The 24,981-nt window shown below is 60.6% G+C and carries 17 protein-coding genes and 4 pseudogenes; 8 read left to right on the top strand and 13 right to left on the bottom strand.

Features of this window, described 5'->3' with window-relative positions; all coding sequences use genetic code 11:
* Nucleotides 1-47: 47 nt before the first annotated feature.
* Nucleotides 48-1,340, bottom strand: a complete 1,293-nt coding sequence (locus tag FGD77_RS11560) for a capsule biosynthesis protein (RefSeq protein ID WP_255009746.1) — start codon at nucleotides 1,338-1,340, stop codon at nucleotides 48-50.
* A gap of 137 nt (nucleotides 1,341-1,477) precedes the next feature.
* On the opposite strand from FGD77_RS11560, the gene FGD77_RS11565 reads away from it, so the two are divergent.
* Nucleotides 1,478-2,065, top strand: coding sequence for a riboflavin synthase (locus FGD77_RS11565; protein WP_255009748.1), 588 nt, complete (start codon nucleotides 1,478-1,480; stop codon nucleotides 2,063-2,065).
* A 598-nt stretch (nucleotides 2,066-2,663) separates the two neighbouring features.
* Here FGD77_RS11565 and FGD77_RS11570 read toward each other — a convergent pair.
* From FGD77_RS11570 to FGD77_RS11595, 6 genes are all read right to left on the bottom strand, one after another.
* Nucleotides 2,664-3,305 carry a DUF3726 domain-containing protein gene (locus tag FGD77_RS11570; protein WP_255009751.1) on the bottom strand — a complete coding sequence of 214 codons (642 nt, stop codon included), beginning with the start codon at nucleotides 3,303-3,305 and terminating at the stop codon, nucleotides 2,664-2,666.
* Entirely contained in the window at nucleotides 3,302-4,993 is a 1,692-nt protein-coding gene (locus FGD77_RS11575) for a hypothetical protein (protein WP_255009753.1), read from the bottom strand. Before FGD77_RS11575 ends, FGD77_RS11570 begins: the two co-directional genes overlap by 4 nt.
* Nucleotides 4,994-5,056: 63 nt before the next feature.
* Nucleotides 5,057-6,601 carry a BCCT family transporter gene (locus FGD77_RS11580; protein ID WP_255009756.1) on the bottom strand — a complete coding sequence of 515 codons (1,545 nt, stop codon included), beginning with the start codon at nucleotides 6,599-6,601 and terminating at the stop codon, nucleotides 5,057-5,059.
* A gap of 40 nt (nucleotides 6,602-6,641) precedes the next feature.
* Entirely contained in the window at nucleotides 6,642-7,661 is a 1,020-nt protein-coding gene (locus tag FGD77_RS11585) for a membrane dipeptidase (RefSeq protein WP_255009758.1), read from the bottom strand.
* Nucleotides 7,658-9,109: an aldehyde dehydrogenase family protein gene (locus tag FGD77_RS11590; protein ID WP_255009760.1), complete on the bottom strand. Its 1,452-nt coding sequence runs from the start codon at nucleotides 9,107-9,109 to the stop codon at nucleotides 7,658-7,660. The genes FGD77_RS11585 and FGD77_RS11590 overlap by 4 nt, the downstream gene beginning before the upstream one ends.
* A 156-nt stretch (nucleotides 9,110-9,265) precedes the next feature.
* Nucleotides 9,266-10,144, bottom strand: a complete 879-nt coding sequence (locus FGD77_RS11595) for a LysR family transcriptional regulator (RefSeq protein WP_255009762.1) — start codon at nucleotides 10,142-10,144, stop codon at nucleotides 9,266-9,268.
* Between the two features lie 149 nt (nucleotides 10,145-10,293).
* Between FGD77_RS11595 and FGD77_RS11600 the strand changes: the two genes are divergently transcribed.
* The gene (locus FGD77_RS11600) at nucleotides 10,294-10,605 is read left to right on the top strand and encodes an ETC complex I subunit (protein WP_255009764.1); all 312 of its coding nucleotides are present in this window, start codon (nucleotides 10,294-10,296) and stop codon (nucleotides 10,603-10,605) included.
* Between the two features lie 207 nt (nucleotides 10,606-10,812).
* Nucleotides 10,813-11,739, top strand: coding sequence for an MYG1 family protein (locus tag FGD77_RS11605; protein ID WP_255009765.1), 927 nt, complete (start codon nucleotides 10,813-10,815; stop codon nucleotides 11,737-11,739).
* Nucleotides 11,740-11,967: 228 nt separating this feature from the next.
* Here the strand turns inward: FGD77_RS11605 and FGD77_RS11610 are convergent, their stop codons facing one another.
* A complete protein-coding gene (locus tag FGD77_RS11610; protein WP_255009767.1) occupies nucleotides 11,968-12,405 on the bottom strand; it encodes a hypothetical protein in 438 nt (145 codons plus the stop codon).
* A 159-nt stretch (nucleotides 12,406-12,564) separates the two neighbouring features.
* On the opposite strand from FGD77_RS11610, the pseudogene FGD77_RS11615 reads away from it, so the two are divergent.
* Nucleotides 12,565-12,678 (top strand): annotated as a pseudogene (locus FGD77_RS11615) (IS3 family transposase); the annotation flags it as partial.
* 131 nt (nucleotides 12,679-12,809) lie between these two features.
* Nucleotides 12,810-13,957, top strand: a protein-coding gene (locus FGD77_RS11620; protein ID WP_255009769.1) for an IS3 family transposase whose coding sequence is annotated in 2 segments (ribosomal slippage) — nucleotides 12,810-13,080 and nucleotides 13,080-13,957 — 1,149 coding nt in all. Because the reading frame shifts where the segments join, the coding sequence is not laid out codon by codon here.
* 34 nt (nucleotides 13,958-13,991) lie between these two features.
* Here the strand turns inward: FGD77_RS11620 and FGD77_RS11625 are convergent.
* The 5 genes and pseudogenes from FGD77_RS11625 to FGD77_RS11645 form a co-directional block, all read right to left on the bottom strand.
* A pseudogene (locus FGD77_RS11625) lies at nucleotides 13,992-15,420 on the bottom strand (IS66 family transposase); the annotation flags it as partial.
* Between the two features lie 107 nt (nucleotides 15,421-15,527).
* Entirely contained in the window at nucleotides 15,528-15,821 is a 294-nt protein-coding gene (gene tnpB / locus FGD77_RS11630; RefSeq protein WP_255009771.1) for an IS66 family insertion sequence element accessory protein TnpB, read from the bottom strand.
* A gap of 23 nt (nucleotides 15,822-15,844) precedes the next feature.
* Nucleotides 15,845-17,383: a DUF1254 domain-containing protein gene (locus FGD77_RS11635; RefSeq protein WP_255009774.1), complete on the bottom strand. Its 1,539-nt coding sequence runs from the start codon at nucleotides 17,381-17,383 to the stop codon at nucleotides 15,845-15,847.
* 36 nt (nucleotides 17,384-17,419) lie between these two features.
* Nucleotides 17,420-18,307: a DUF1214 domain-containing protein gene (locus tag FGD77_RS11640; protein ID WP_255009776.1), complete on the bottom strand. Its 888-nt coding sequence runs from the start codon at nucleotides 18,305-18,307 to the stop codon at nucleotides 17,420-17,422.
* A 224-nt stretch (nucleotides 18,308-18,531) separates the two neighbouring features.
* Nucleotides 18,532-19,494: pseudogene (locus FGD77_RS11645) on the bottom strand (IS110 family transposase); the annotation flags it as partial.
* 193 nt (nucleotides 19,495-19,687) lie between these two features.
* Here FGD77_RS11645 and FGD77_RS11650 point away from each other — a divergent pair.
* The 3 genes and pseudogenes from FGD77_RS11650 to FGD77_RS11660 all read left to right on the top strand — a co-directional run bounded on the left by FGD77_RS11650 (nucleotide 19,688) and on the right by FGD77_RS11660 (nucleotide 24,978).
* Nucleotides 19,688-20,275 carry an ImuA family protein gene (locus FGD77_RS11650; RefSeq protein WP_255009778.1) on the top strand — a complete coding sequence of 196 codons (588 nt, stop codon included), beginning with the start codon at nucleotides 19,688-19,690 and terminating at the stop codon, nucleotides 20,273-20,275.
* Nucleotides 20,190-21,674, top strand: coding sequence for a DNA polymerase Y family protein (locus FGD77_RS11655; RefSeq protein ID WP_255009781.1), 1,485 nt, complete (start codon nucleotides 20,190-20,192; stop codon nucleotides 21,672-21,674). The genes FGD77_RS11650 and FGD77_RS11655 overlap by 86 nt, the downstream gene beginning before the upstream one ends.
* Nucleotides 21,671-24,978: pseudogene (locus FGD77_RS11660) on the top strand (error-prone DNA polymerase). The gene FGD77_RS11655 and the pseudogene FGD77_RS11660 overlap by 4 nt, the downstream one beginning before the upstream one ends.
* Nucleotides 24,979-24,981 lie beyond the last annotated feature (3 nt).

Here is a 24,981-nt window from a genome sequence, read left to right on the forward strand (position 1 = left end):
GGTTATTCGGATTCGAAGTGAAGATAAAGCGCTAGGGGCCAAGCGACTCATGTGACGAGTCGCAACTGTTGCCGTGGTGCCGCGGTGCCTGCGTGGAGCGCATCATAGGGATCATCCGCGCTCAGCATCATGTCGACAGCCTGGCGCAGCAACTGCCGCCGACCGCGTGCGGAATAAAAACCGCCGGCGATCTGGCTGGTTTCCAGTAGATAGCGGCGATAATCGGTATAGGCGCGACGGTCCGGCCGTTCGGCCCCGGCAAAGAAATCGGCCAGCGGTTTGGATGAAACGAATTCGGGCTTGGCATATACCGCGTCGCCAAATGTCTTGAGCGGGATTCCGCGCCACAGCACCTGCTGCGCGGCGGTGGAGTTCACAGTTACCGCGCTGCGTGCCTCATCCAGAAGCTGTGCCAGCTTGCCCCCGCGCACATAGTGAACACGGTCTGCCACGTCATAGGCGCGGGCCAGGCGCCGCAGGTCGCGCCGCACCGGCACGCGGCCATCCTCCAGCGGGTGCGCCTTGACCACAAGGTGATGATGCGTCGGCGCACCGCGGGCAAAGCCTTGAATCACGGTCTCCAGAAAGTCGGCCATCGTGGCAAAGGGCGAGTGCATCTGAAAACTGCTGTCATGTTCCAGTTGCAGCAGTGCCAGATGATAGGGAAAGCCGCCATGCCGGATGCGCCATGTGGCAATGCGGCGGTCGATTGCCTGCGCCGGCATCAAGAGCAGCCGTTTCAGATACAGTATGAATTCCTTGCGAACGGTGATCGCGCGATGCGGTTTGAAATTGCGATAACGCCGGTTCAGTGCCAGCACGCAGAAATGATAAAGCGCCCCGTAAAAGATATGGTGGCGCATGTCGCCCCAGCTGGCCGGGGGCAGGGCGCTGTCCATGTCTGATTGTTCCAGATCGGCGCGCATTAGGCCGACCGACATTTCCATCAGGCGCGAATGGCCGTTGCTGCCGCCGCGCTCATACGTCACCCAATAGGGCCGCATATACCCTTCTTCAAAGACATGGACCGTCAGGCCGCGGGTGCGCGCCTGGCGGATCGCCTCGGCGTGGATCGGGCGGGTGTCACCATAGAGCACGATATCAGTGATGCCACGCCCCTCCAGCAGAGCGTTCAGCGTCGAGGGCCACTCATCCGGTGTGCCGCGATAGGGGATGTAGCTGCTGCGCCCACGCCAGAACATGCTGTCGCCTGCGTTGAACCCGATGCGCAACACCTCGGCCCCCGCCTGCCGCAGCATTCGGCCCAGCCGCGCAAAGAAGGGGCCGTGCGGACCTTGCAGGAAGAGAAAGATGCGTTTGCTGCCGTTTAATTCGTGCATGATAGGAGCATACCTGTTCGACGTTGACAGACGGTAACCGTTGAACAGGACAAAGTTAAGTCAAACGCTGCCCATCGGCTTGCCTCGGCCTCGCAGGGTGGGTTAGCTGCGGGCGGTCAACACAAGAGGGCGCACGCATGTTTACAGGTATCATCACCGACCAGGGCCGGATCCAGAGCCTCAGGCAGCAGGGCGATCTGCGCGCGCGCATCGGCTGTAGCTATGACACCGGGACCATTGCGCTGGGCGCCTCGATTGCCTGCGATGGGGTTTGCCTGACCGTGATCCAGACTGGGGAGGACTGGTTCGACGTCGAAATATCGGCTGAAACAGTGTCCAAGACCAACCTGTCGACCTGGTCGGACGGCCGTATCGTCAATCTGGAACGTGCGCTGAAAGTCGGTGACGAACTGGGCGGTCACATCGTGTCGGGCCATGTGGATGGCGTGGCCGAGATTACAGCGATGCACGATGAGGGGGGCAGCACCCGCGTTACCTTGCGCGCGCCCGAGGCGCTGGCGCGGTTCATTGCGCCCAAGGGATCGGTTGCGTTGAACGGCACCTCGCTGACGGTGAACGAGGTCAATGGCTGCGAATTCGGCATCAATTTCATTCCCCATACAAAGGACGTGACCACGTGGGGCCGGGCCAAGATCGGTGATATGGTCAATCTGGAAATTGATACGCTGGCCCGTTATGTTGCGCGGCTGAAAGATTTCGCATGACGGCGCCAAGCGCCTAAAGCCTGTTCTAAAGCGTTTCGCGAAAAACCTGAATCACTGCTTTTCTCGAAACGCCCGCGACATACCAGCGTTACACGCGTTTCGCCTTAAATGAGTGCCTCAAGTTTAAGGCGAAACGCTTTAGCCCAGCGACAGACACGTCTGGCCGCGAAAGGCGCGTACGCTGCACCTCGTTGATGGAGATGCGGGTGCTGTAATAGCCCTTCTGCGTCGCTTCGTGTCGGACGGCATCGGCGGAAATACATTCAACCCGGCCAATCAATTCAGGTGTGTGGCGCTGATCCGACGCTGAAGAGCGCAAGACGACCTTCTGTCCGCCATGAAGCAGATCGATATCCGCGGGGTTGACTCGCGCCTGTTCACGCTTGCTGGCACGACTGGCAGATGAAGACGCTCAAGATACAGCTTTTGGTGCGCACTGCATGAACTGCTGCGCTTTCGGCGCTATGGACATTTCGGCAGGGGGGGGGCGTCATTCTGGTATAAACGTCATAGCCATAAAAATGGGGCTAGCGGAAACCAAGCGGCCTGCCCGCAAGCAGGCCGCTACGTCGCTGAATTACTGTCCAGGGACGTATCGTCAGTCGTTATCGCTCAGCCCGGAGCCGGCGCCGGATGTGCGGCTGGCCTCGGTGTCGGGCGCATAGGTGCGCCGGGCCAGATCGGTCAGGCGGGCAGCCGGCGCCGAGTCCAGATCGTAGCGAAGCTGGCAGCGGGGCAGCGGCAGGTCCGGCGCTGTCCCGCGGCGGATCACGGCGCGGCCCATGAGCGCCATCGGCACTGTGGCATGGCCGCGAATGTCGGAGGCAAAGGCAAACTCTCCGCCCTCCCAAACTACATGTAGGGCATGCCCGCCATCCTCGGATGCGGCGGCGACGAATGGGATCAGCAGCAGGGGACAGGCGCATTCCGGGATCGCAATATCGCCGGGCAGGCCCGCATCCTGCGCGATGTCGCACAGCGCAGCGCCTGCCGATATGGGGCATAGCGGGCCGCCTGCCGCTGTCCAGGTCGGCGCCGTGACGTCCATCGGACGCATCTGCGCATGCGGCGTGCGGTCATAGGCGGCCAGAAACGCGTCCAGCACTTCGGGGCCGGGCAGGCCCAGACCGGCCAGCCAGCGCACCGCCTTGCCCGCCTCTTCCGCCATGCCCCAGTCAAATCCGGCACCGCGCGCGGCCTTGCGGGCCAGCCCTTCGATCTCTCCCAGCGACCAGGTCATGATGCCACCAGCGGCGGATAGGTCCAGTCATCGGCATCGACCTGGGCCAGTTCATGAGGAAATGGCGCATGCTGGAACATGGTGATGCGCACCCAGCGGTCCGAGCGTGGATCGAAATGGCATGCGCCGAAAAAGCTGAGCTTGGCGCGCAGCATGTCGATGGGCATCAAGGTGGCGCCGATGGTGTTGCTGCGGATCTCGGCATAGGGCAGGCGTGTGGCGATCTGGGCGCGGCGCACAATGTGGCGATGTTCGGGATGCGCCAGCACGAACGCGGCGACGTTCGCCCCGTCAAACTGTCCCAGCGCCGCAAACATGCGAGCGGCATCGCGGCCAGGGCAGAGCGGCTGCTCGTATGGCTCCAGTGGCTCCAGCTTGCGCTGGCCAAGGCGCGGCTCCTGCTTGGCGTCCGAAACGTACCAGACACGGTCCTGCGCGTCGGGCGCGTCCCAATCGGTGTCCAGCGCCCAGCCGTAGATGTCCTGCGTGATTTCCTTCAGCCGTGCCGCCGTCATCGCGCCTTCGATGCGCCAATGGCGATCCTCGTTGCAGGACATGTCGTCGGCCAAATCATCGACGAGCTGTGGATACGGCTCCAGCAGCAGCGAGGCGAGCTGTTCCTGACCTTCGATTGTCAGTGCGTCTTCGGCCCAATGCCACAGCTGGTTCCAGGGGTTCGGGGCGGCCAGATCGGCGTGCTCCAGATAGGCCGAAAGGGCCGTCAGATCGCCGCGCAGATCCGCCAGCTTGATGACTTGCGTGGGGTGCTCGCTGCGCCATGCGGCGGCGTGCAGGATGGCGCGCTGGACGATCTGGCGAAACTGCGCGATCTCATCGGGCGCGGCATGGGGCAGCGCGCGGACCCGTGCCAGCGCCGTTTCGCGCGCGGCGATCCAGCAATGCAGCAGTGCGGGGTGATTCAAAAGATAGGGTGCCATGCCGAGGCCGGTGGAATTGCCGATGCCGAAGCGGCGGCGCAACTGCGGCGCCAGCGGCACGGCGGATTCGGGCGATTTGAGCGCCGCCATATGCTCGACCAGATCCATGACGAAGGCACGGGTGAGGTAGACTGACAACATCTCGACCTGATAGGGCGCTTGGAATTCGGATCTGTCGGCGATCACGGCGCGGTCGGCGGCGCCGAACTTGCCCGAGCCATAGACCGCGGTCGTCCGCATCAGATAGCCGACATCGTCAATCATTCTCGGATCAGGCTGCCCGCCCGCCGCCAGCGCAGTGACGACATGATCCCACAGGCGGACAGACCTGTTGGCGCGGCTCAGCGACAGCTCGCTCTGCGATATGCGCCCGGCCTCCTGAAGAGGGACATTCTGGCGCAGCCTGTCGATGTCGGCCTGCGTGGGGATGCCGTCGAACAGGGTGAATGTCGCGTCCCATTCCGTCGCGATCACCCGGTCCGAGCGTTTTTCGGGCGGCAGATCGTTGGCAAAGGCGATCAGGCTGTAGCTGCGCCGGGGGCCATGGGCGGTATGGACCGCAATCCCCACGCCGCGCGCGTCGATATCGAATACCGCGCGCTCGAACCGCCAGTTTTCGGATTTCAGGCGGCGCAGCAGGATACGCATGAAGGACAGGCGGCACTGGTGGAACGATCCCAGCCGTTCAAGGCGCATCACCATATCGGGGTGCCGCATCGTGGCGGCGGTCGCTGGGTGATCGATCTGCATGTCCTGTCCTTCCTGTCCAAATAAATAGGGCGGCCCATACAGGGGCCGCCCTATGACGTCTTGTCAGAGCGTTCCGCGCCCTTTGCCGATGGTGATGCGTAGGGCATCCCACAGCGATGGCAGCAGGATCAGCGACACCGGCACGGCGGTTACGACGATGAAGCTCTGCAATTTGCCGATACCGCCCGAGCCAGTCCAGATCAGGATCAGCGCCATGATGCCCATGGTCAGGCCCCAGAACACGCGCACGCCTGTTGCGCTGCGGTCTTCGTCCGACATGGCGATCGAAATGACGTAGGTCATCGAATCGCCGGTCGTGGCAACAAAGATCGTCGTCAGAATCAGGAACAGCAGCGATACCATAAAGCCCAGAGGCATCTGCTGCGTGATCGACAGCAGCGCGGCCGGCAGGTTGAACCCCTCGAACGCGGTCGAGACAGCGCCGGGGTTTTCCAGTTCGAACGCGATGCCCGATCCGCCAACGATGGTGAACCAGAAGGTGGTGACGATGGGCGCGACGATCGAGAGCATGATGATGATCGACCGGATCGACCGACCCCGGCTGATGCGTGCGATGAACATCGCCATCAGCGGGCCATACCCCATGAACCAGCCCCAGAAGAACACGGTCCACCAGCCCAGCCAGCCCGGAGGGCCGAACAGGTCCGCATCGCCGCGATGCAGCGCCATGCCGAAGAAATTGGTGATGTAGGTCGAAAATCCTGCGACATAGCTTTTCAGGATGAACGCGGTCGGCCCGGCGATCAGCATGAAGATCAGCAGGAACGCGGCAAGGATCACGTTGATCCGGCTGAGGATCTGGATGCCCTTGGACAGTCCGGTAATGGCCGAGATCGTGTAGATCGCAACAAGGACCGCGATCACCCCGGCTTGGGTGACAAAGGTATCGGGGATGCCAAAGAGGGAGTTGAGGCCATAGCTGACTTGCAACCCCAGAAACCCGACAGGGCCAACGGTGCCCGCCACAACGGCGATGATGCAGGATGCGTCGGCGATCCAGCCGATCGGCCCGGTGATCGCGTGATCGCCGAACACCGGATAAAGCAAGGTGCGCGGCGCCATCGGCAGGCCTTTTTCATAGTGGTAATACATCAGCATAATAGTGCTGAGCGCGCCCAGAATGGCCCATGCAAGGAACCCCCAATGCATGAAACTTTGCGCCAGTGCGGGCGCAACGTCCGCCGGGGTGCCCGACTCCCCACCGAAATAGGGCGGTGAGGACAGGAAATGCGCCATCGGCTCGCCTGCGGCCCAGAAAACGCCGCCGCCTGCCAGAAGGGTACACATGATCATCGCGCCCCACTGGAATACCGGGAATTCCGGCGCCAGCATGCCGCCCATGATCGTCCGGCCGCCAGGCAGGACGACCAGGACCAGACCGATGAGGAATGTCGCCAGCAGCAGCAACTGCCAGTAGAGGCCGAAATACTTGGCCGAGAAGGCAAAGCTGGCATCGACCAGGGTGGACAGCAGATCGAGATTGACCAGCGCGGTGATGCAAAAGAGAGCGATGAACCCCCCGGTGATGGCAAATAGCGGTCTGTTGATATGAGCCTTGTTGCCAGGCTCTGACGTGGTTTCGGTCATGTGACACTCCTCCCTGAGTGTTTTGGATTGCGTCGCCGGATCAGCCCGGTGTGATGGGCTTGACCGCCTCGGGGCTGTCGGAAACCGGGGGGATGAAGTTTTCCTCAAAGAAACGCAACCAGTTGCCGCCCATCAATCCGTCGACTTCGCCCGCGTCAAAGCCGACATCGCGCAATCCACGCTCGAAATTCGGGAAATCGCGGTTGTCACGAAACCACTCCGGCTGTGGCGGAAAACCGGGCGCGGACGCGCTGCCTTCGCCAAAATCGATCTCCTTGGTCCAGCGCCCGGTGCGCATCCATTCGACTACGCTGTCGGGCTGATCCTGACACAGATCTGTGCCGATGCCGAAATGCTGCGCGCCAAACTGATCAGCCGCGCGGGCGATCATTTCGCAAAAACTGCTGAGCGTGCAGTCGGATTTATCCTTCAGGTGGTGCGGATAGGCGCTGAACCCCATCATGCCACCGTTTTGTGTGACGGCACGGATAACGTCGTCGCGCTTGTTACGCAGCGCCGGTTGCCATGAATGCAGGTTGGCGTGGGTGATCGCGATGGGCCGCTGGGACAGGTCGGCGGCCTCGATGGTGGAGCGATCCGCAGAATGACTCATGTCGACGACCAGTCCGACACGGTTCATTTCCTTGATGACCTGTTTGCCCATGCGAGTGATGCCGGGATCCTCGGCCTCGTAACAGCCCGTCGCCAAAAGCGACTGGTTGTTATAGCTGAGCTGCATGAAGCGCGCGCCCAGATCGTGCAGCACTTCGACCAGCCCGATATCATCCTCGATCGGGCTGGGGTTCTGAAAGCCGAAGAAGATCGCCGTGCGCCCGGACTCGTGCGCTGCACGCACATCGCCCGCCCACCGGCCCTTGGTGATAAGGTCCGGGTATTGTTCGAACCAGCGATTCCACTGCTCGATATTCAACACCGTCTCGCGGAAATTCTCGTGATAGGCGATGGTGACATGCACCGCGTCCAGCCCGCCCGCCCGCATCTGGCGAAAGATCTTTTCCGACCAGTTGGCGTATTGCAGGCAATCAATGCGCGGGCTCATTCCGGCTTGCCCGATGCGATGTAGGACGTTTTGACGATGGTATAGAAATCACGCGCCGTCTGACCCTGCTCGCGCGGGCCATAGCTGCTGTCGCCGCGCCCGCCGAAGGGGACGTGGTAATCGGTGCCTGCCGTGGGCAGGTTGACGGTGACGACGCCGGTGCGGGCATTACGGCGGAAATGCGTGGCGCGCGCGAGGGAGCGGGTGACGATGCCCGAGGTCAGGCCGAAATTGGTGTCGTTGACGACGCTCAGCCCTTCGTCATAGCTGTCGACCTTGATGACGGCGGCCAGCGGCGCGAACATTTCCAGCCGGTTTACAGCCATGCTGTTCGTCGTGTTCACAAACACGCCGGGCGACATGAAATAGCCGTCGGTGTCCATGCTCAGGCGCTCGCCACCGCAGGCCAGTTCGGCGCCCTCGGCCGTGCCTTTCTCGACCCAGGCAAGGTTTTCGTTCAGCTGATCTTCTGACACGACCGGCCCCATCTGGATGCCTGCTGTCAACGCGTGGCCGACTTTCAATGCCTTGGTACCTGCGAGCAGTTTTTCCACGAACGCATCATGCACACCGGCCTGAACGACCAGTCGCGACGACGCGGTGCATTTTTGTCCGGTGCCGCCGAAGGCGCCACCCAGCGCCAGCGTCACGGCCAGATCCACATCGGCATCATCTGTGACGAAAAGAGCGTTCTTGCTGCCCATTTCCATCTGCACGCGGGTGAAGTTCTGCACCGCAGCCGCCGCAATCCCGCGTCCCACGGGGACCGAGCCAGTGAAGGAAATCGCATCGATATCCCGGCTTTCGACCAACCGCTGTCCGACGTCGCGGCCCGCGCCCATGACCAGATTGAACAGGCCCTTTGGGATGTCCTGGCGCGCGATGATCTCGGCCAGGGCATGGGCCGAGGCGGGCGTGACGTTGGCGGGCTTCCAGATCACGGCGTTGCCATAGGCCAGAGCGGGGGCGATTTTCCAGCTGGCGGTCGCGGTGGGGAAGTTCCACGGGCTGATGATGGCCACTGTCCCAACAGGTTCGCGGCGCACGTCGATTTCGATATCGGGGCGCACGCTATCGGCATTCTCGCCCAGTTGACGCAATACCTCGGCGGCGTAGTAGGTGAAAAACTGACCGGCGCGGAACACCTCGCCCTTGCCCTCGGCCAGCGGCTTGCCTTCTTCGCGGCTCAGCAATGTGCCCAGCTCTTCGGCGCGGGCCATCATTTCGGTGCCGATGGCGTTCAGGACGGCCTGCTTGCGCTCCAGCCCGTAGGCGGCCCATTCGGTCTGCGCTGATTTTGCGGCCTCCAGCGCGCGGTCCAGCTGATCGGCGCTGGCCTGCGCATAGGTTCCGACAACGTCGCTCAGATCCGAGGGATTGAGGTTGGTTATCTCGGACGAACCGGCCAGCCATTCGCCAGCGATATAGTTTTTCTGAACATTCGCCATGGCATAGCCCCTTGTATTGCTTGTTCTCGATATTTGAGTGGCGCGTTGTGCACCGTCCAAATTTGTCGCCCGGTTTTGTGATTCAAAGCAAACGCAAAGTGATTGAAGAAAATTCAGAAAAACTGAAGTCCGGTGGCGGTGGCAGTCACCATGCCATCACTCGGGCGCGTCGATCCTGGCGGCGCGGATTGCTTCCGCCATTGTCTGGGCCGCGGGGCTGAGGCTGCTGGCATCCGGCGTCACCAGCCAGACCTCGCGCCGGGTGTCGATGTTCGCCAGCGGCAGGAATTCGAAACCCTGAAACTCGGGGAGAAGCGCCAGCCGCGGCAGGACCGTCACGCCTGCGCCCGCGCGCAGCATGCTGAGAATCGACGCGGTGTTGCGCACCATCAGCTTGGACGCGGCGAGGATCGGCAGGAAATCGACATCGGTAATCTGCGCGCAAAGCCCGTTGGCGATGAAATCGACCCCGGCCAGATCGCCCCATGTGACGTGCTGGCGATGGCGCGCCAGCGGATGCCCGGTGGGACAGACCACGCCATAAGTATCGGAAAACAGCAGCTCACGACGGAAACCGGGCATCGCGGGCAGGGTGGCAAGGCCGATATCGGCGCGCCCCTCGATCAGGTCGCGCCGTACGGCATCGCTGTCGGCATCGCGCAGATCGATGCGCACGCCGGGTCGCGCCGCGATAAAGCTGCGCAGGATTGGCGGCATGATCGCCTGCGCCACCGAGGGCGTGCAGGACAGGCGCACATTGCCCGCCTCGGCGCGCGACAGCGCCTCGATCGCGTCGATGGTGCGCGCGTAATGCAACAGTTCGCGGGTTGCCTCGGCGCGGATCAACGTGCCCAAGGGGGTCAGGTGCGATTTGCGGGCGCTCTCGAATAGCGGCGCGCCGATGTGATCCTCGAACTGGCGCAGCATCATTGAGATCGCCGATGGTGTACGTCCCAGCGCTTCGGCCGCGCCGGTCAGGCTGCCGTGGTCGGCCACCGCCTGAAAGCAGCGGAGCATTTCTATCTTGATGGCCAAGCGCTGCGGTCCTGCTGTTGTCGAATGACGCGCAGCCTAGCCGATTGCGCAGGCGCCGTCAGCCCGGCGCGTTTGGTGCGCCGCAATTGACATTCGCCCCTGCAATGAGGCATCTGGATGGCAACACCGTCCGCCGCAGGAGACGCGCCATGACCGCTCGCATCTATCGACCCGCCCGCACTGCCATGTCCTCGGGCACGGCCAAGACCCGCGAATGGGTGCTGGAGTTCGTGGCAAGTACTGCGCGCGAGGTTGATCCGCTGATGGGCTGGACGTCGTCGCGCGATACACAGTCGCAGGTGCGGCTGAGCTTTCCCACCAAGGAAGCGGCGCTGGAATACGCCGAGGCGCATGGCATCACTGCCGTCGTGCAGGACCGGAACACGCGCAAGCCCAATATTCGCCCCGGCGGGTATGGCGAAAACTTCGCAACCAACCGGCGCGCCGTCTGGACACACTGAGAATGTGTAAATCGGGGCAAAGTTGTCTCGAAATTGGGGCAAAGATCCCGCGAAGCTGTTCGGCTGTCCATATGTTGTAGGCGGGCGGCTTTGCGCCACAGGATTTGCGCCGATCATAATTCTCGCTCAAAACTGCGATCGCATTCACCGACGGGCGGCCATTGTGGTCGCCCAAATCATTTCAAGCCCGGCTGGAGCCTGTTTCTGATGACCATCACCCACCTCGTCACCCATTCCGGTGGCTTTCATGCCGATGAGCTGTTGTCCTCTGTCATCCTGACGCGGCTCTTCCCCGAGGCAGAGTTGATCCGCAGCCGCGACAAGGCGTGGATCACGCCCGGCGAGGATCGCATCATCTATGATGTCGGCGGCCAGTTTGATGCAGCCGCGGAAATTTTCGATCATCACCAGCGGCCCAACCCGCTGCGAGAGGATGGCCAGCCGTATAGTTCTTTCGGTTTGATCTGGAAACAATATGGCCGCGATTACCTGCGCGCGATGGATGTGCCCGAACAAGATATCGAAGCGATTCATGGCTCGTTTGACCGAGGGTTTGTTCTGCCGGTCGACCTGCTCGACAACGGCGCGGTAAATGCGGCCGAGGCCGGACCGCTGTTTGCCGGTCTGACCTTGCCAGTGCTGCTGGAAAGCCTGAAGCCGGTCTTTGATGACCGCGAAGACGGGGCCGATGATCGTGCTTTCATGGCCGCCTTGCCCGTGGCGCGGACTTTCGTTGAGGCACAGATCAGACGTAAGGCTGCGAAGTACCGGGCGGAGGCAATGGTGATGGCGGCCATCGAGGCAGCCGGTGAGGGTCGCGTACTGGAATTGCCGATGGGCATGCCGTTTCGCGCGGGCGTAGAAAAGGCCGGCGCGGATCACCTGCTGTTCGTGATCCACCCGCGTGGCAGCGATTGGGCGCTAACGACGATCCGCATGGGTGACGACACCTTCGACAACCGGGCCGATCTTCCTGCTGCTTGGGCGGGACTGACCGATGACGCACTTGAAGCCGCCAGCGGTGTCTCGGGGGCGAAGTTCTGCCACAACGGCCGGTTCATTGCGGTGGCAGCATCGCGCGAGGCTGTAGTGAAAATGGCGGATATCGCGGTGGCTGAAGCTTTGGCTGGGTAGGTTTTGCATGGGCCATTGTATTTGGAAGAGCTAGCGCTTTGTTGCGAAGCGGCGCCGCATGGGTATCGCCGTCCTTAAACGCACGACCTTTAGCCCGATGCTCAGTCCGGATTGAGCAGGGGCGGCGGAGAGCGGTCATTAGCTGCGAAGGCGAAATCTCAAATTTAACAAATGAAAGCAGACCTTCCAAAGTGATGTCCCAAAGTTGGGTCGGCGGGGCACATCCGTTTACAGCTCAGAGATGTCCTTCACAACAAGTCCATTGAGGGAACATTTCGAAATGATTCTTTTGTACTCCTTGAGAGCTTTGGGCGTGGACACCAACTCCAATCCCTCTTTCATACAAAGTGCTATGCTTTCGAAGCGCTCAGACGGCGGAAATGAGCCAAAAATGCTGGACCCATGTTGCTCTGACAGCATCTGTGCATGCGACTGGTGGGCCGCCTTAATCTTCATGTACTTCTTGGGTTTAATGGTCTGAAAATCGGCATAGAGGTCTTCGTCAATCGCCTTCAATTCTTCACTGACGCCTTTCACGAGTTGGATATCACCAGACTGAATGCCGTCGATGACAGCAGACTTAACTTGGTTGTTTGTGGTGTTCAGCGCGGCTCTAATGCCGTGCAAGTCCATCACTTTCGTGGGACCACTATTCTTCTGGGCCATTTATCACGCGCCCGCCCAAGAGGTCGCGCTGATATTTTGGTTTGATCCCGGCAAGCCTAAAAATGTCGATGTCAGAGGTGGCCTGACAAATCTGAACAGTTGAGTTAGGTGGATTTTCTGCTCCCAATCCGGCAGCTTTGTCGGGATTAAGGAGCGAAGATGACAAGACGTCCCAGACGGAACGACAGCCCAGCCTTCAAGGCGAAGGTCGCATTGGCGGCGTTGAAGGGCGACAGAACGATGAGCGAGCTGGCGACACAGTTTGATCTGCATCTATTACCGGCAGTGCATTCGCACAGCGAATGTCATGAGAGGCCAACCAGATCAAGCAGTGGAAGTGGAGTGCCCCCACTGAAGTGGTCCACCAACTGGGATAGTATTATCCCATTTCAGGAGGACCAGAGATGGCTGGAAAGAGAGATAAACCCGAAGAGATCGTGCTGAAGCTTCGGCAGGTTGAAGTGTTGCAAGGGCAAGGCAGTTCGATCGCTGATGCGGTTCGCCAGATTGGCGTGACGCAGCAGACCTATTATCGATGGCGCAAAGAATATGGCGGCATGAGCCGTGATCAGCTCAAACGGCTAAAGGAGTTGGAGGTTGAGAATACCCGGCTGAGGCGCGCCGTGTCGGATCTGACGCTGGACAAGATGATCCTGACCGAGGCCGCCCGGGGGAACTTCTAAGCCCTTCCCGCCGCAGACAGTGCATTGACCATGTGCGGCAAACCCTCAGCGTATCTGAGCGCCGGGTTTGCCGCACATTGGGTCAGCATCGCTCGACACAGCGCAAGGTGCCCTGTGGCCCGCCGGACGAAGAGCGGCTGACCGATGACATCATCGCACTGACAGAAGAGTTTGGACGCTATGGGTATCGCATGATCACCGGGGGGTATCGCATGATCACCGGGATGCTAAACAACAGCGGCTGGCATGTGAACCATAAAAGGGTCGAACGGATCTGGCGGCGGGAGGGGCTGAAAGTTCCGCAAAAGCAACCCAAGAAGGGACGGCTCTGGCTGAACGACGGATCGTGCGTCCGGCTGCGGCCGGAGCGCCCGAACCATGTTTGGTCTTACGACTTTGTTCAGGATCGGACCCACGACGGGCGGGTTTTCCGCACGCTCAACATCATCGATGAATTCACGAAGGAGGCACTGGTGATCCGTGTCAAACGCAAGCTCAACTCAACCGATGTGGTTGACGCCCTGACCGACCTGTTCATCCTGCGCGGCCCGCCGGAATACATAAGGTCCGACAATGGCGCGGAATTCATCGCCAAGAAGGTGCGCGCCTGGATTGGCGCGGTTGGCGCGAAGACGGCCTTCATCGCACCAGGATCACCTTGGGAGAACGGCTACTGTGAGAGTTTCAATTCCCGGTTTCGGGACGAGCTGCTCAACGGCGAGGTCTTCTACACGCTACGCGAAGCCCAGATCCTGATCGAAAGATGGCGCCGCCACTATAACACGGTCAGGCCACATAGCGCTCTGGGCTACCGCCCTCCGGCGCCGAAAAGTATCATGCCAATAGACCAGAGGCCGACCATGCACTAACATTCAAACTGGACCACCCGATGGGGGCACTCCAGACGCGGCCATCGGTCAGGAACAGGCTGAAGGCCTCCTGTCGACTGAGGCCATAGCGGAATGCCTTGGCCAGATCGCTTTTGCCCGGAATGCGCAGGAGTTGTTGCTCTGACCAAGCAAAGAAGGCCGTGACCTTTGGTTGGCTCAACTGTTGACGCGCGGCATGGCGGACACCAGCGGGTTGACCGTTAATGTCGCGCTCGATGTCGTAAAGCTTGCCGATCCGGTCGAGCGCCTCGCGGGCAATCTCGGATTTTGTCGAGGTCCAAAAATCATGGAAGTCACGCCGCAGATGGGCCCAACAGGCTGCCTCTCGCAAACGCCGCCCACTATTGGATTCAGGCTCGTAAAGCTTGGCATAGCCCTTGTAGCCGTCCGCCTGCAGGATGCCGCGGGCATTGGCCAGATGGCTGAGGACGTGCTCTTCCTTCCAGTTCGGTGCGAACCGATAGACCGCACCGGGTGGCGCGGCACCCGCCCATGGGCGCTGATCGCGCACATAGGCCCAGATCCGGCCTTGCTTCACACCTTTGCCAAGCCCTTTGTCTTTCTTGGAGCGGTCCAACACCCGGATCGGCGTATCATCTGCGTGCAGCAAATCGCTGCCCATGATGTCAGCCTCAATGCGCTCGATCAGCGGCGACAGGGTCTTCATGGCGCGGCCACCCGGGGCTCCGCCCGTTCACACCTCAGACTGTCCACTGGACAGTCTGTCGCTTCGCGAACCGGTGTTCACCCAGCCGACCAGCGTGCTTTCGGGGATGTCTGCCCCCCATGCGTTCGAAGATCTCGTGCTGGCGATATAACGGAAGGTGGTCGTCGAACTTCGAGACCAGCACATGCGCCAGCAGGTTCGGGCCTGCCATACTGCCCGGGATCGGACGGCTTGGCGCGGGTTCCTGCACGATCCGCTCGCAGCGGCGGCAGGACTTCTTGATCCGGGCGATCTGGATCACCTTCATCTGCGCGGCGATCATGTCGAGGAGTTCGCTGACATCCTCCCCCACCACGCGAAGATCGCCGCCACAGTCAGGGCAGCAGGTGCCGGGGTCCAGTTCACGCCGCTCGCGTGGGGTCGTATCCGAGACCCGTGGTCGGCGGCGCAAAGCGGGTGCATCGGCAGCTTCCGGTGACGGTTCATCCTGCCCTTCGTCGATGGGCGCGTCATCGTTTTCCGCTACGGCGACCAACAGGTCTTCGAGCGCCAGTTCCAGCTGCTCGATTTCGCGCTCGACCTTTTCCGAGGACTTGCCAAAGGCCAGTTTCTGCAACTTGGCGATCCGCAGGCGCAACGCTTGAACCAGTTGATCATGGACACGCAATGTCGCCGACATCTTGGCGTTCTCTGCCTCGATCCGAGCATTTTCTACCTGCAAAGCCGCGATCATCGCCCTCAATTCAGCGGGATCATCCGCTGCCCGGCAGCGCATGCTTGCATGCGCGAGAGGGGGCAAATTTTCATCAGGTTTCGACATGCGCCTGACTACCAAAAATCAGGCTATGGCACCATATAAATAAAGCAAATCAGGTCGCAAAATCACCCGACCCGCGCAGGCGGAGCGCCCCAATCGGGACGCCGCCAGTCGATGCCTTCCCAGAGCATCGCGAGCTGTGCAGAGGTCAGCCGCACCGCCCCATCCTTGGCGCTCGGCCAAGGGAAACGTCCCCGCTCAAGCACCTTGTAATAGAGGCAAAACCCCTGACCGTCCCAGTAGAGCAGCCTCAGCCGGTCACCACGCCGTCCCCGGAACGCAAACACCGCCCCACTGGCGGGTTTCTGACGCAGCACATCTTGGGCAAGTGCCGCCAGCCCGGCGATCCCCTTTCGCATACCCGATCCACTATCAAAGCCGATCACTGGTCAAGGTTAATTGCAGGCGGTGCCCAACTGCCGTCTAGCGCTGCTTTCTCTGGCCAGTACAGACGCATTACAATATAAATCGGGCCGTTCGGCGCAGGGAGCCAATTGGCCTTCGCCTTAGCATCCGTCGGTTCCTCATGCTGAATATTGAGCGTCAGAGATCCATCTTCATTTTTCTTCAAGTCAGGCAGCATGGGCGAATTGATCAAGTAGCGATTGATCGGGTTCTTGATCAACAGCTGGGTCTTTCCATCGTACATCGTTACTGACCAAAACGCGTTGACAGGAGGAAAGCCGTCGGCCGGAAAAGCCAGCGTATACTTGTGCTTGCTGCCGTCGAGTTCATTTCCAGCCGCGTCTATGCGGGTGAGGGGATAGAACGCCTCTGCCGAATCATTGCCATAGAGGCCGACAAGGGCCGCCGCTCCTCGAAGCAGGTAGTCGCCTTTCAACATCTTGCGATCACCGAAGAGGCCCTGCGATACTTGCCAACCATTTATCACTTGGCCGATGTCCGACTTCTTCGCCTGCACCTTTTCGGCACCGGCCAATGCGCCTTTGGTGATCGCGGCCTTCAGTTCATCCGACAGTGGAACCGAGGGGAACGGCTTGCCCGCTTCGATGCCGATCTTGGCAAATTTTTCGCGCAGTGGTTTCTCAACTTCTGCATCGCCGATCGCAGGTGCGAATTGTAGAATAAAGGACAGATAGCTAAACGGGTCGCTTTTCGCCATTTTTTCATCGAACTTGGGCCACGCCACCGCGGGGGCCGATGCTGGTGCCTCCGTGTTCATGTGCTCGGACAGGGTCGCAACTGAATATTTGGACTGTATCGCACTGACGTTGGCCAGATCCGAGGGTCCGAATACCTGCGTTCTAAAGTTTGCAAAGGCAAATTCAGTGCCGGACTGGATGATTTTCTCGATCCCGTCCGGCTTTTCACCGCTCCAGTTCGGTCCTGCAATCGCGTAGCAGCCGGCGCCGTTGCCGGTAGCGCGACTGCCGATGTAATCAAAATTGTATGTGTAGAGAGAGACAAGCTGGACGGAATAGTAGCGCGATTTCTCAATTTCAGGCACGCAAAGTACGATCGGTTCCGCGCGCAAATCCATCCAGACAAAGGAATACGCAGTGTCGCTGTTGGGCGTTACGATGGCCGTGTCGGCAGGCGAGGCAAGGCTCGCCTTATTGTCGATCTGATTGAACGGCGCCTTGTACTGGCTGCTCGATTCATCAACCGCGAATTGATAGAGTACGCTGTAATTCATCAGCATCGGCAGACTGTAGATCGCGGCCTCCTCGGCGATGGCGGCTGCTTCCTCCGTCGATAACTCAGACTGTGCAACTGCAGGACCAAGACCGCTAACAAGGCTGCCGACCGCGAGGCCCGCGCCGACTGCATAGGAATAGAACTTTCGAGTGTAACGCATCTGATCTTCTCCAGCTTTTGAGCGCCGCAGCGCATATTCAAACCTAAGCGACGACTGGCCAACATGTTTTCCAACATTCCTCAGGCAAAGTGCCGTCTCCATCTGTCTCAAGCTTTCCCATGAGGGACAGTTCTGATCCTACTTTGCGGGGACCGCTTCAGGAAAACGCCAGTGACCGTCGAGCAGCACTTTTTTGGGCTGATACATGCGCACAAGATAATTCCAGCCTTCCGCGAGCTCAAAACTGTTCGGGCCTTCGCCGCCGAAGTTGATCGTGAACGACCCGTCGTCGTTGGGCTTGGCGGTGACGTTGTTGTAGGCGTAAATCCCACTTTTGTTCTTCGGCAAATATCCGTCTGCGGTGTAAAGCGTCACCGACCAGAAGGCATCCACCGGCACGTCCTTGGGTATGTTGAGGACATAATTCGTTTTGCCGTCGTTTTTCTCTACCAGACCCACGGAGTAAACTGCAGCTTCCGCCGGATTGCCGCCCCAACCTGCCGCTGCTCCCAATGTCCAGTAAAGCTGATTCAGATCTTCCTTGATGCCAAAGTAACCGCGCGTGCTGGCTCTGGTCTGGGCAATTTTCTGCAGCAACCCTCGTACGTCATCGAGGCTCTTCTGATCCCAGGTCGGAACATTGAACTCACCCTTGTGGGCCTGTTCCAGCTTGATTTTGTCCTGAAGCGCATGCGCGGTTTTCATGTCGTCGGCGTTGTTGGGATCGGCAAACGTTCGCACGATACAGAAGGCGTATCGCGTGCCGATCTCTTCCCTCGTGTATTCAAAGTAGCCGGGGCCATACTGCGTCGGCTGAATCGAGTGTTGCTCGCTCAGGCATTCCAATGACTGGAACCGCTTGTCCGGCTCGGGCATGTAAATCGTTACCGGCGTCGTCAAATCGACGATCACAAAGGAGTAGAGCGTGTCGACGTTGGACCGGATCACGATCTGATCGTCTGCATTGACCATATTGCGGATATGCAGAAGCTTGCCGAACGCCCCTTTCTCAACATAGCCCGCCATGTTGGTGTCGCTTTGCGCATGAACGAAATTATCGATGTTGACCTTGACGGAGTCCTTATCCTGAGCCGCCGCGCCGGAGACGGACGCAAGTGTGAGGGCCGCGCTGAAAAAGAGTGGGAGTGCACGCATTGCGCAAGAGGTATTTTCAGAGCTGATCTTGGCGCGTCATCGGGTGCTGACATGTATCCGGCCTTGTATGCGGCGTCATACATGCCGCGGGCCCGTATGGTGTTCGCGAGCGCCACCCGCACCAGCATTGGTGGCTTGCGTGACAGCATCCCGCCCAGCCAAGTGCCTGGCTGGGCCGCAGCATGGGTGTGCCGTTTGATGATGACGCTGTTGGCACCGATGATCAGCAACCGCCGTAAGGATCGCTCGCCCATCTTGGTCGTAGCCCCAAGCCGCTGTTTGCCACCGGTTGAATGCTGTCGCGGCACAAGACCCAGCCAGGCCGCAAAATCGCGTGCCTTGCGGAATGTCTCGGGCGGCGGCGCAAGGGTCGCGATGGCCGTGGCGATCAGAGGACCGATGCCCGGAACCGTCATCAGACGCCGTGCCACATCATTTTCCTTTGCCCGGTGGGTGATCTCGGCATCAAGCTTTCCGATCTCCGCGTCCAGATGGCACAGCGTCGCGATCAGCACCTTCAAGGTGGCCATCGCATCGGTCGGCAAGCTGCTGTCCGGATCCTCAACAATCGCGACCAGCCGCTTGGCATTGGCCACTCCTTGCGGCACAATCTGCCCGAACTCTGTCAGATGTCCGCGCAGGGCGTTGACCACCTGCGTGCGCTGCCGGATCAGAAGCTCTCGGCCCCGAAAGACCATCGCTGCCCCTTGGGTCTCTTCGCTCTTCACGGGCACAAAGCGCATCGTCGGGCGCTGCGCAGCTTCGCAAATGGCCTCGGCATCGGCGGCATCATTCTTCTGGCGTTTAACGAATGGCTTCACGTAGGCGGGTGGGATGAGCCGCACGTCGTGGCCAAGCTTGCCGATCTCTCGGCCCCAGAAATGAGCGCCGCCGCAAGCTTCCATTGCGACGACACACGGCGGCAGTTGACCCAAGAACTCCAGCACCTGCGCTCGCCGCAACTTCTTACGCAGAACCGCTCGACCTGCGCCGTCGGCTCCATGCACCTGGAATACATTCTTCGCCAGATCGAGCCCGACAGTGATAATCTCCGACATGACCGTCCTCCTTTGTGGATCAGCGCAGACCCACCTTGGCACATTGATGCCGCCGGGGGGCGGTTACAGCATCAAAGTCCACCCGCACGACAGGATTAAAAGCAGGCATTCCTGCAATGCACTAACATTTCCGATGATGTATTCTCCATCTTAGCCGTTTGAAACATTTGCGACTAGCTGCCATGTTGAGTGCATGTCGTCTGATTTCTTCAACAGTTTTCCCTTGCGGAATGCGCGTGTTCACGAGACCAATGGTCCGAGCGCGTTTGGCTTCGCCGCTATTGCCGCCGCGCAGAGGGCCGGTGATCTCATGTGGGTGCGTGAGGCGTGGCGCGGGGATATATTGCACCCTGTCGGCCTTGCCTCCATCTTTGAACCCGAAAGGCTTCTGGCTGCACAAACGAGTCATCAGACCGACAGCCTCGCCGTAGCCGAAGAGGCGCTCAAGGATGGCGCGCTGGCGCTTGTCGTCATCGAGATCACGCGCCCCCTCAATCTGCGCGAAGGACGACGATTACAGCTTGCCGCCAAGGCGGGGAACACGGTTGGGCTATGCCTGATTCCCGAAGGCATGGGCAGCAACGCAGCCGAAACCCGGTGGCGGGCCACCCCGGTGTTTGATGCTGAAAGTGAGGACTCGACTCTGATGCGATGGGAAATTATTAAGAACAAATCAGGAACAATCGGGGCTTGGGATGTTCGCTGGGATCGAGAAATGCGTCGTCTCCATGTGGTTTCCCCGCTTGGCCAGCGAGCGGGCTCTCAGGACGTGGCCGGTTGATGCGCCTTTTGCGCTGACGCTCAGGCAAAACAATACCGAGCAGGTTTATTGCCTCAACACACAGGCCGAACGGCAGCGGCTGCATCGCGGGATGAGCTTTGCGGATGCGCGTGCCTTTTGCCCCGATCTGGTAAGCCGCCCCGCGCGCCCCGATCTTGATGCGCGATTCCTTTCTGCGCTGCGCCGTTGGGCCACGCGCTATTGTCCTTGGGTTGGGCGCGATGGAACGGACGGGCTGGTGCTTGATGTTACCGGCTCCACGCATCTTTGGGGCAGTGAAGCAGATATGCTGGAAGACATGCGCACGCGCGCCGGGCGCGCAGGGCTGACGGTGCGGCTGGGTCTGGCAAACACACGCGGCGCGGCATGGGCGCTGGCGCATTACGGCGATGGTGCCACCTTGGCGCAAGAGACGCATAAGGCGCTCGCACACCTGCCGGTGGCGGCGCTGCGGCTGGATGAGGCTATGAGCACAGCTTTGCAACGGCTGGGCCTGAGAACCATCGGCGATCTTTGCGCCACTGCCCGCGCGCCGCTTGCCCGGCGGTTTGGGCCGAAACTGATGCTGCGTCTCGATCATGCGCTGGGGCACAGCCCGGAAACGGTCAACCCCGAAGCCGATCCGCCCCATTATGGCGTGCGCCTGACATTTCCCGAACCCATCGGCCTCATGGCGGATGTGATGGCGGCCACCTCCCGGCTGCTCGGCCCGCTATGCCACAAGCTAAAGACACATGAGGCAGGCGCGCGCGCGCTGACCCTGACACTGCGGCGCGTCGATCAGGGCAGCCAGCAGGTCGAATTGCGTCTTGCCGCGGCGATGCGCAATCCCCGGCGTATTTTGCCCCTGTTCGAGCGCGGCCTGAGTGAGGTGGATGCCGGCTTTGGCATCGACCAGATGCGACTGGTGGCCGGGGTGGTCGAACCGCTACCGGTGCAACAGATCGGCGCAGTCTCGGCCAAATCGTCCAGCCCTGACCGGCTGAACGATCTGATCACGCGTATTGGCACACGGATCGGGCTTGAGAACGTGCAGCGGTTCCTTCCCGCCGACAGTCACATCCCCGAGCGCAGCTTTATCATCGCGCCTGCGGCCTACAGCACAGCCCAAGGCGGTTGGTCCGTCGCGCGGCCACGTCCTTTACGCCTTTTCCCGCCCGAACCTATTGCAGGGACAGGTCCGCGCCCGCCCGAGCGTTTTCGCTGGCGGCGTATGGCGCTTGCGACTGCGCGCGCCACAGGGCCTGAGCGCATCGCGCCGGAATGGTGGCTCGACGACGAGGGCTGGCGCTCGGGCATGCGGGATTACTGGCATGTGGAAACACGGCAGGGCCGCCGCCTTTGGCTGTATTACACACCGCAAAACCCCGGCTGGTTCGTGCAGGGAGAATTCGCATGAGCTATGCTGAGCTTTGCGCCACCTCGAACTTCACCTTTCTGACCGGGGCATCACATCCCGAAGAACTGGTGCTGCGCGCCGCCGAGCTTGGCCTTGAGGCTATCGCGATCACTGACCGCAATTCCCTGGCGGGCGTGGTGCGGGCCTACAGCACGCTGGAAGCCTTGAAAAAGGATGTCGATGAAGCACTGCGCATTCGCTCGACGCATCAGATCGATTCCTGTTCGCGGCAGGAAGTTGGCCTGCCGCAGGATCTGGCCATTCCGGACGATCTGCACCTGCCGAAACTCATTGTCGGCACCCGCCTCGTGCTGCGCGATTGCCCGATGGAATGGATCGCCCTGCCCACGGATCGCGCCGCCTATCATCGGCTCTCTCGGCTTCTGACCCTTGGCAAGCGGCGGGCCGGAAAGGCGGAGTGTCTCCTTGATCTGCGCGATCTGGTAGAGGGCTGTCAGGGCATGATCCTCATCGCCCTTACTCAAAACGGCTTGGAAGCGGCTGCTCCCGATATCCAGAAACTTCAAAGACGCTTTCCCGGCTACGTGTTTACCGGCGCGGCACCGCGCTATGATGGATCAGATCAGGCCTACCTGAACGCCTGCGCGCGGCTTGCCCGGAAAACCTCTGCCCCGATGGTGGCGGTGGGGGATGTGCTGATGCACCGAAGCAACCGGCGGCAGCTTGCCGATGTTTTGACTTGTCTGCGTGAGGGCATCACCATCGACGCGATTGGCACCCGCGCCCTGCCGAACGCCGAACGGCGTCTGAAGGGCCATAAGGATATGGCTCGGGTATTTCACACGCATCCCGCTGCATTGCGCCGAACGATCGAGATCGCCGCGCGGTGCAGTTTTTCCCTTGGCGAGCTGAGCTACGAATATCCTGATGAGATTTCTTCGGATGAATCCCCGCAGGCGCGGCTCGAACGATTGGCGCGCGAAGGGATGCGGTGGCGCTATCCGAACGGTGCGTCCAAGCGAGCAAACGCTTTGATGGAAAAGGAACTCGGCCTTGTCGGGGAGCTGGGCTTTGCCGCCTATTTCCTCACCGTCCACGACATCGTGCAGGAGGCACGCTCGCGCAGCATCCTCTGCCAGGGGCGCGGCTCGGCGGCCAATTCGATCCTGTGCTATCTACTGGGAATAACCGATGTAAGTCCCGACATGATCGGCATGGTGTTCGAGCGTTTCATCTCGCGCCATCGCGGTGAGCCGCCCGATATCGACGTGGATTTCGAACATGAGCGGCGCGAGGAAGTGATCCAGTGGATTTACGAGAAATACGGTACCGTCACCGGGCCGGGCTTTGTGCCACCGTGATCCATTTCCGCACCCGCGCCGCAATCCGCGAGGTGGGTAAGGTCATGGGCCTGTCTCAGGACGTCACCTCCAGCCTTTCAGGCCAGATCTGGGGACAGTCGAACAGTGGCGCTGATCCTGAACGGGTGCGCCAGCTGGGTCTTGATCCGAACGACCGGCGTTTGGCCCAGACCCTTCGGCTGATCGGCGAGATCATCGGTTTTCCGCGCCACCTGTCGCAACATGTCGGCGGTTTCATAATCACGCACGGGCGGCTGGATGAACTGTGCCCGATCGAGAACGCCGCGATGGAGGAGCGCACGGTAATCGAATGGGACAAAGACGACATCGACGCCTTGGGCATTCTCAAGGTCGATGTTCTGAGTCTCGGGATGCTGACCTGCCTGCGCAAGAGCTTCGAGCTTCTGGAGCAACATGAAAAGACAAGCCTGACACTTGGCACCGTGCCACAGGAAGACAAGGCGACCTATCAGATGCTGCAGCGCGCCGATGCCGTCGGCGTGTTCCAGGTCGAAAGCCGGGCGCAGATGAATTTCCTGCCCCGGATGAAGCCTGTGACCTTTTACGATCTGGTGATCGAGGTCGCCATCGTCCGCCCCGGCCCGATTCAAGGCGGCATGGTCAAACCCTATATCAGACGTCGCCAAGGGCTGGAGGAGCCGGAACCGTTCGGCCCCGCGCTGGCAGACGTCACCCGCAAAACTCTTGGCGTGCCGTTGTTTCAGGAACAGGCAATGCAAATTGCCGTGGTCGGTGCAGGCTATTCCGCCGAAGAGGCCGATCAGCTCCGCCGCTCGCTCGCCTCTTTCCGCCGCATGGGCACAATCGGCGCGCATCGCGAGCGGTTCGTCGACGGGATGCTGGGCAACGGCTATAATCGCGAGATCGCGCAGCAATGCTTTGCCCAGATCGAGGGCTTTGCCGATTATGGATTTCCCGAAAGCCACGCGGCTGCGTTTGCCATGCTGACGTATGTCTCTTCATGGCTGAAATGCCACCACCCGGCGATCTTTGCCTGCGCGCTTCTGAACTCTCAGCCGATGGGGTTCTACGCGCCCGCGCAAATCGTACGGGATGCGCGCGATCACAAGGTCGAAATCCGCCCGATCTGCGTGAACAAAAGTGCATGGGATAATATTTTGGAGCGCCGCGCCGATGGTCAGTTGGCGCTCCGGCTCGGGTTTCGCCAGATCAAGGGCTTTCGCGAGGAGGACGCCGGATGGATCGTGGCCGCGCGGGGCAATGGCTATACCGACCCCGAAAGCCTCTGGCTGCGGGCTGGCATCCTTCCCGCAGTGCTGGAACGTCTGGCCGAAGCGGATGCCTTTGCAGCAATAGGTTTGACCCGCCGCAATGCGCTATGGCAAGCTCGCGCAATCCGTGCGCCCAAACCCTTGCCGCTGTTCAGCGACCCGCTTGACGGCGAAGGTGTCCGTGAGCCGGGGGTAAGCCTGCCCTCCATGCATTTGGGTGAAGAAGTTGTCGAAGATTACGTTGCCATGCGCCTGACCTTGCGCGCCCATCCGATGGAGCTGTTGCGTCCTGCAATCTCCGGTCTCACAGCCCATCACCTCCTGCCCGAGGCCCCGCTCAAACGTACAAGCGTCTGCGGCCTCGTCATCACCCGCCAACGCCCCGGAACGGCGTCGGGAGTAATCTTTTTGACTTTGGAGGACGAAACCGGTGTGTCAAACGTGGTGGTCTGGAAAAAGATTTACGAGCGATTTCGCCGTGTGGTGATGGGTGGACGTCTGTTGCGCGTGACCGGGAGGCTGGAACGCGAGGGCATCGTCGTGCATCTGATCGCTGAGCATATCGAAGACCTCTCACACTACCTTTCAGATCTTGGCCATCCAATGGACGACGCAGTCGGCATTACCTATCCCCAAACCGACGATGCCCCGCGTCCACGTCACCCGCCCCGTGCCAGACACCCTCGCGAACAGGCAAAACGGTTGTTTCCAAGCCGGGATTTTCATTGAAAG

Source organism: Roseovarius sp. M141, from assembly GCF_024355225.1.
GTDB lineage: Bacteria > Pseudomonadota > Alphaproteobacteria > Rhodobacterales > Rhodobacteraceae > Roseovarius.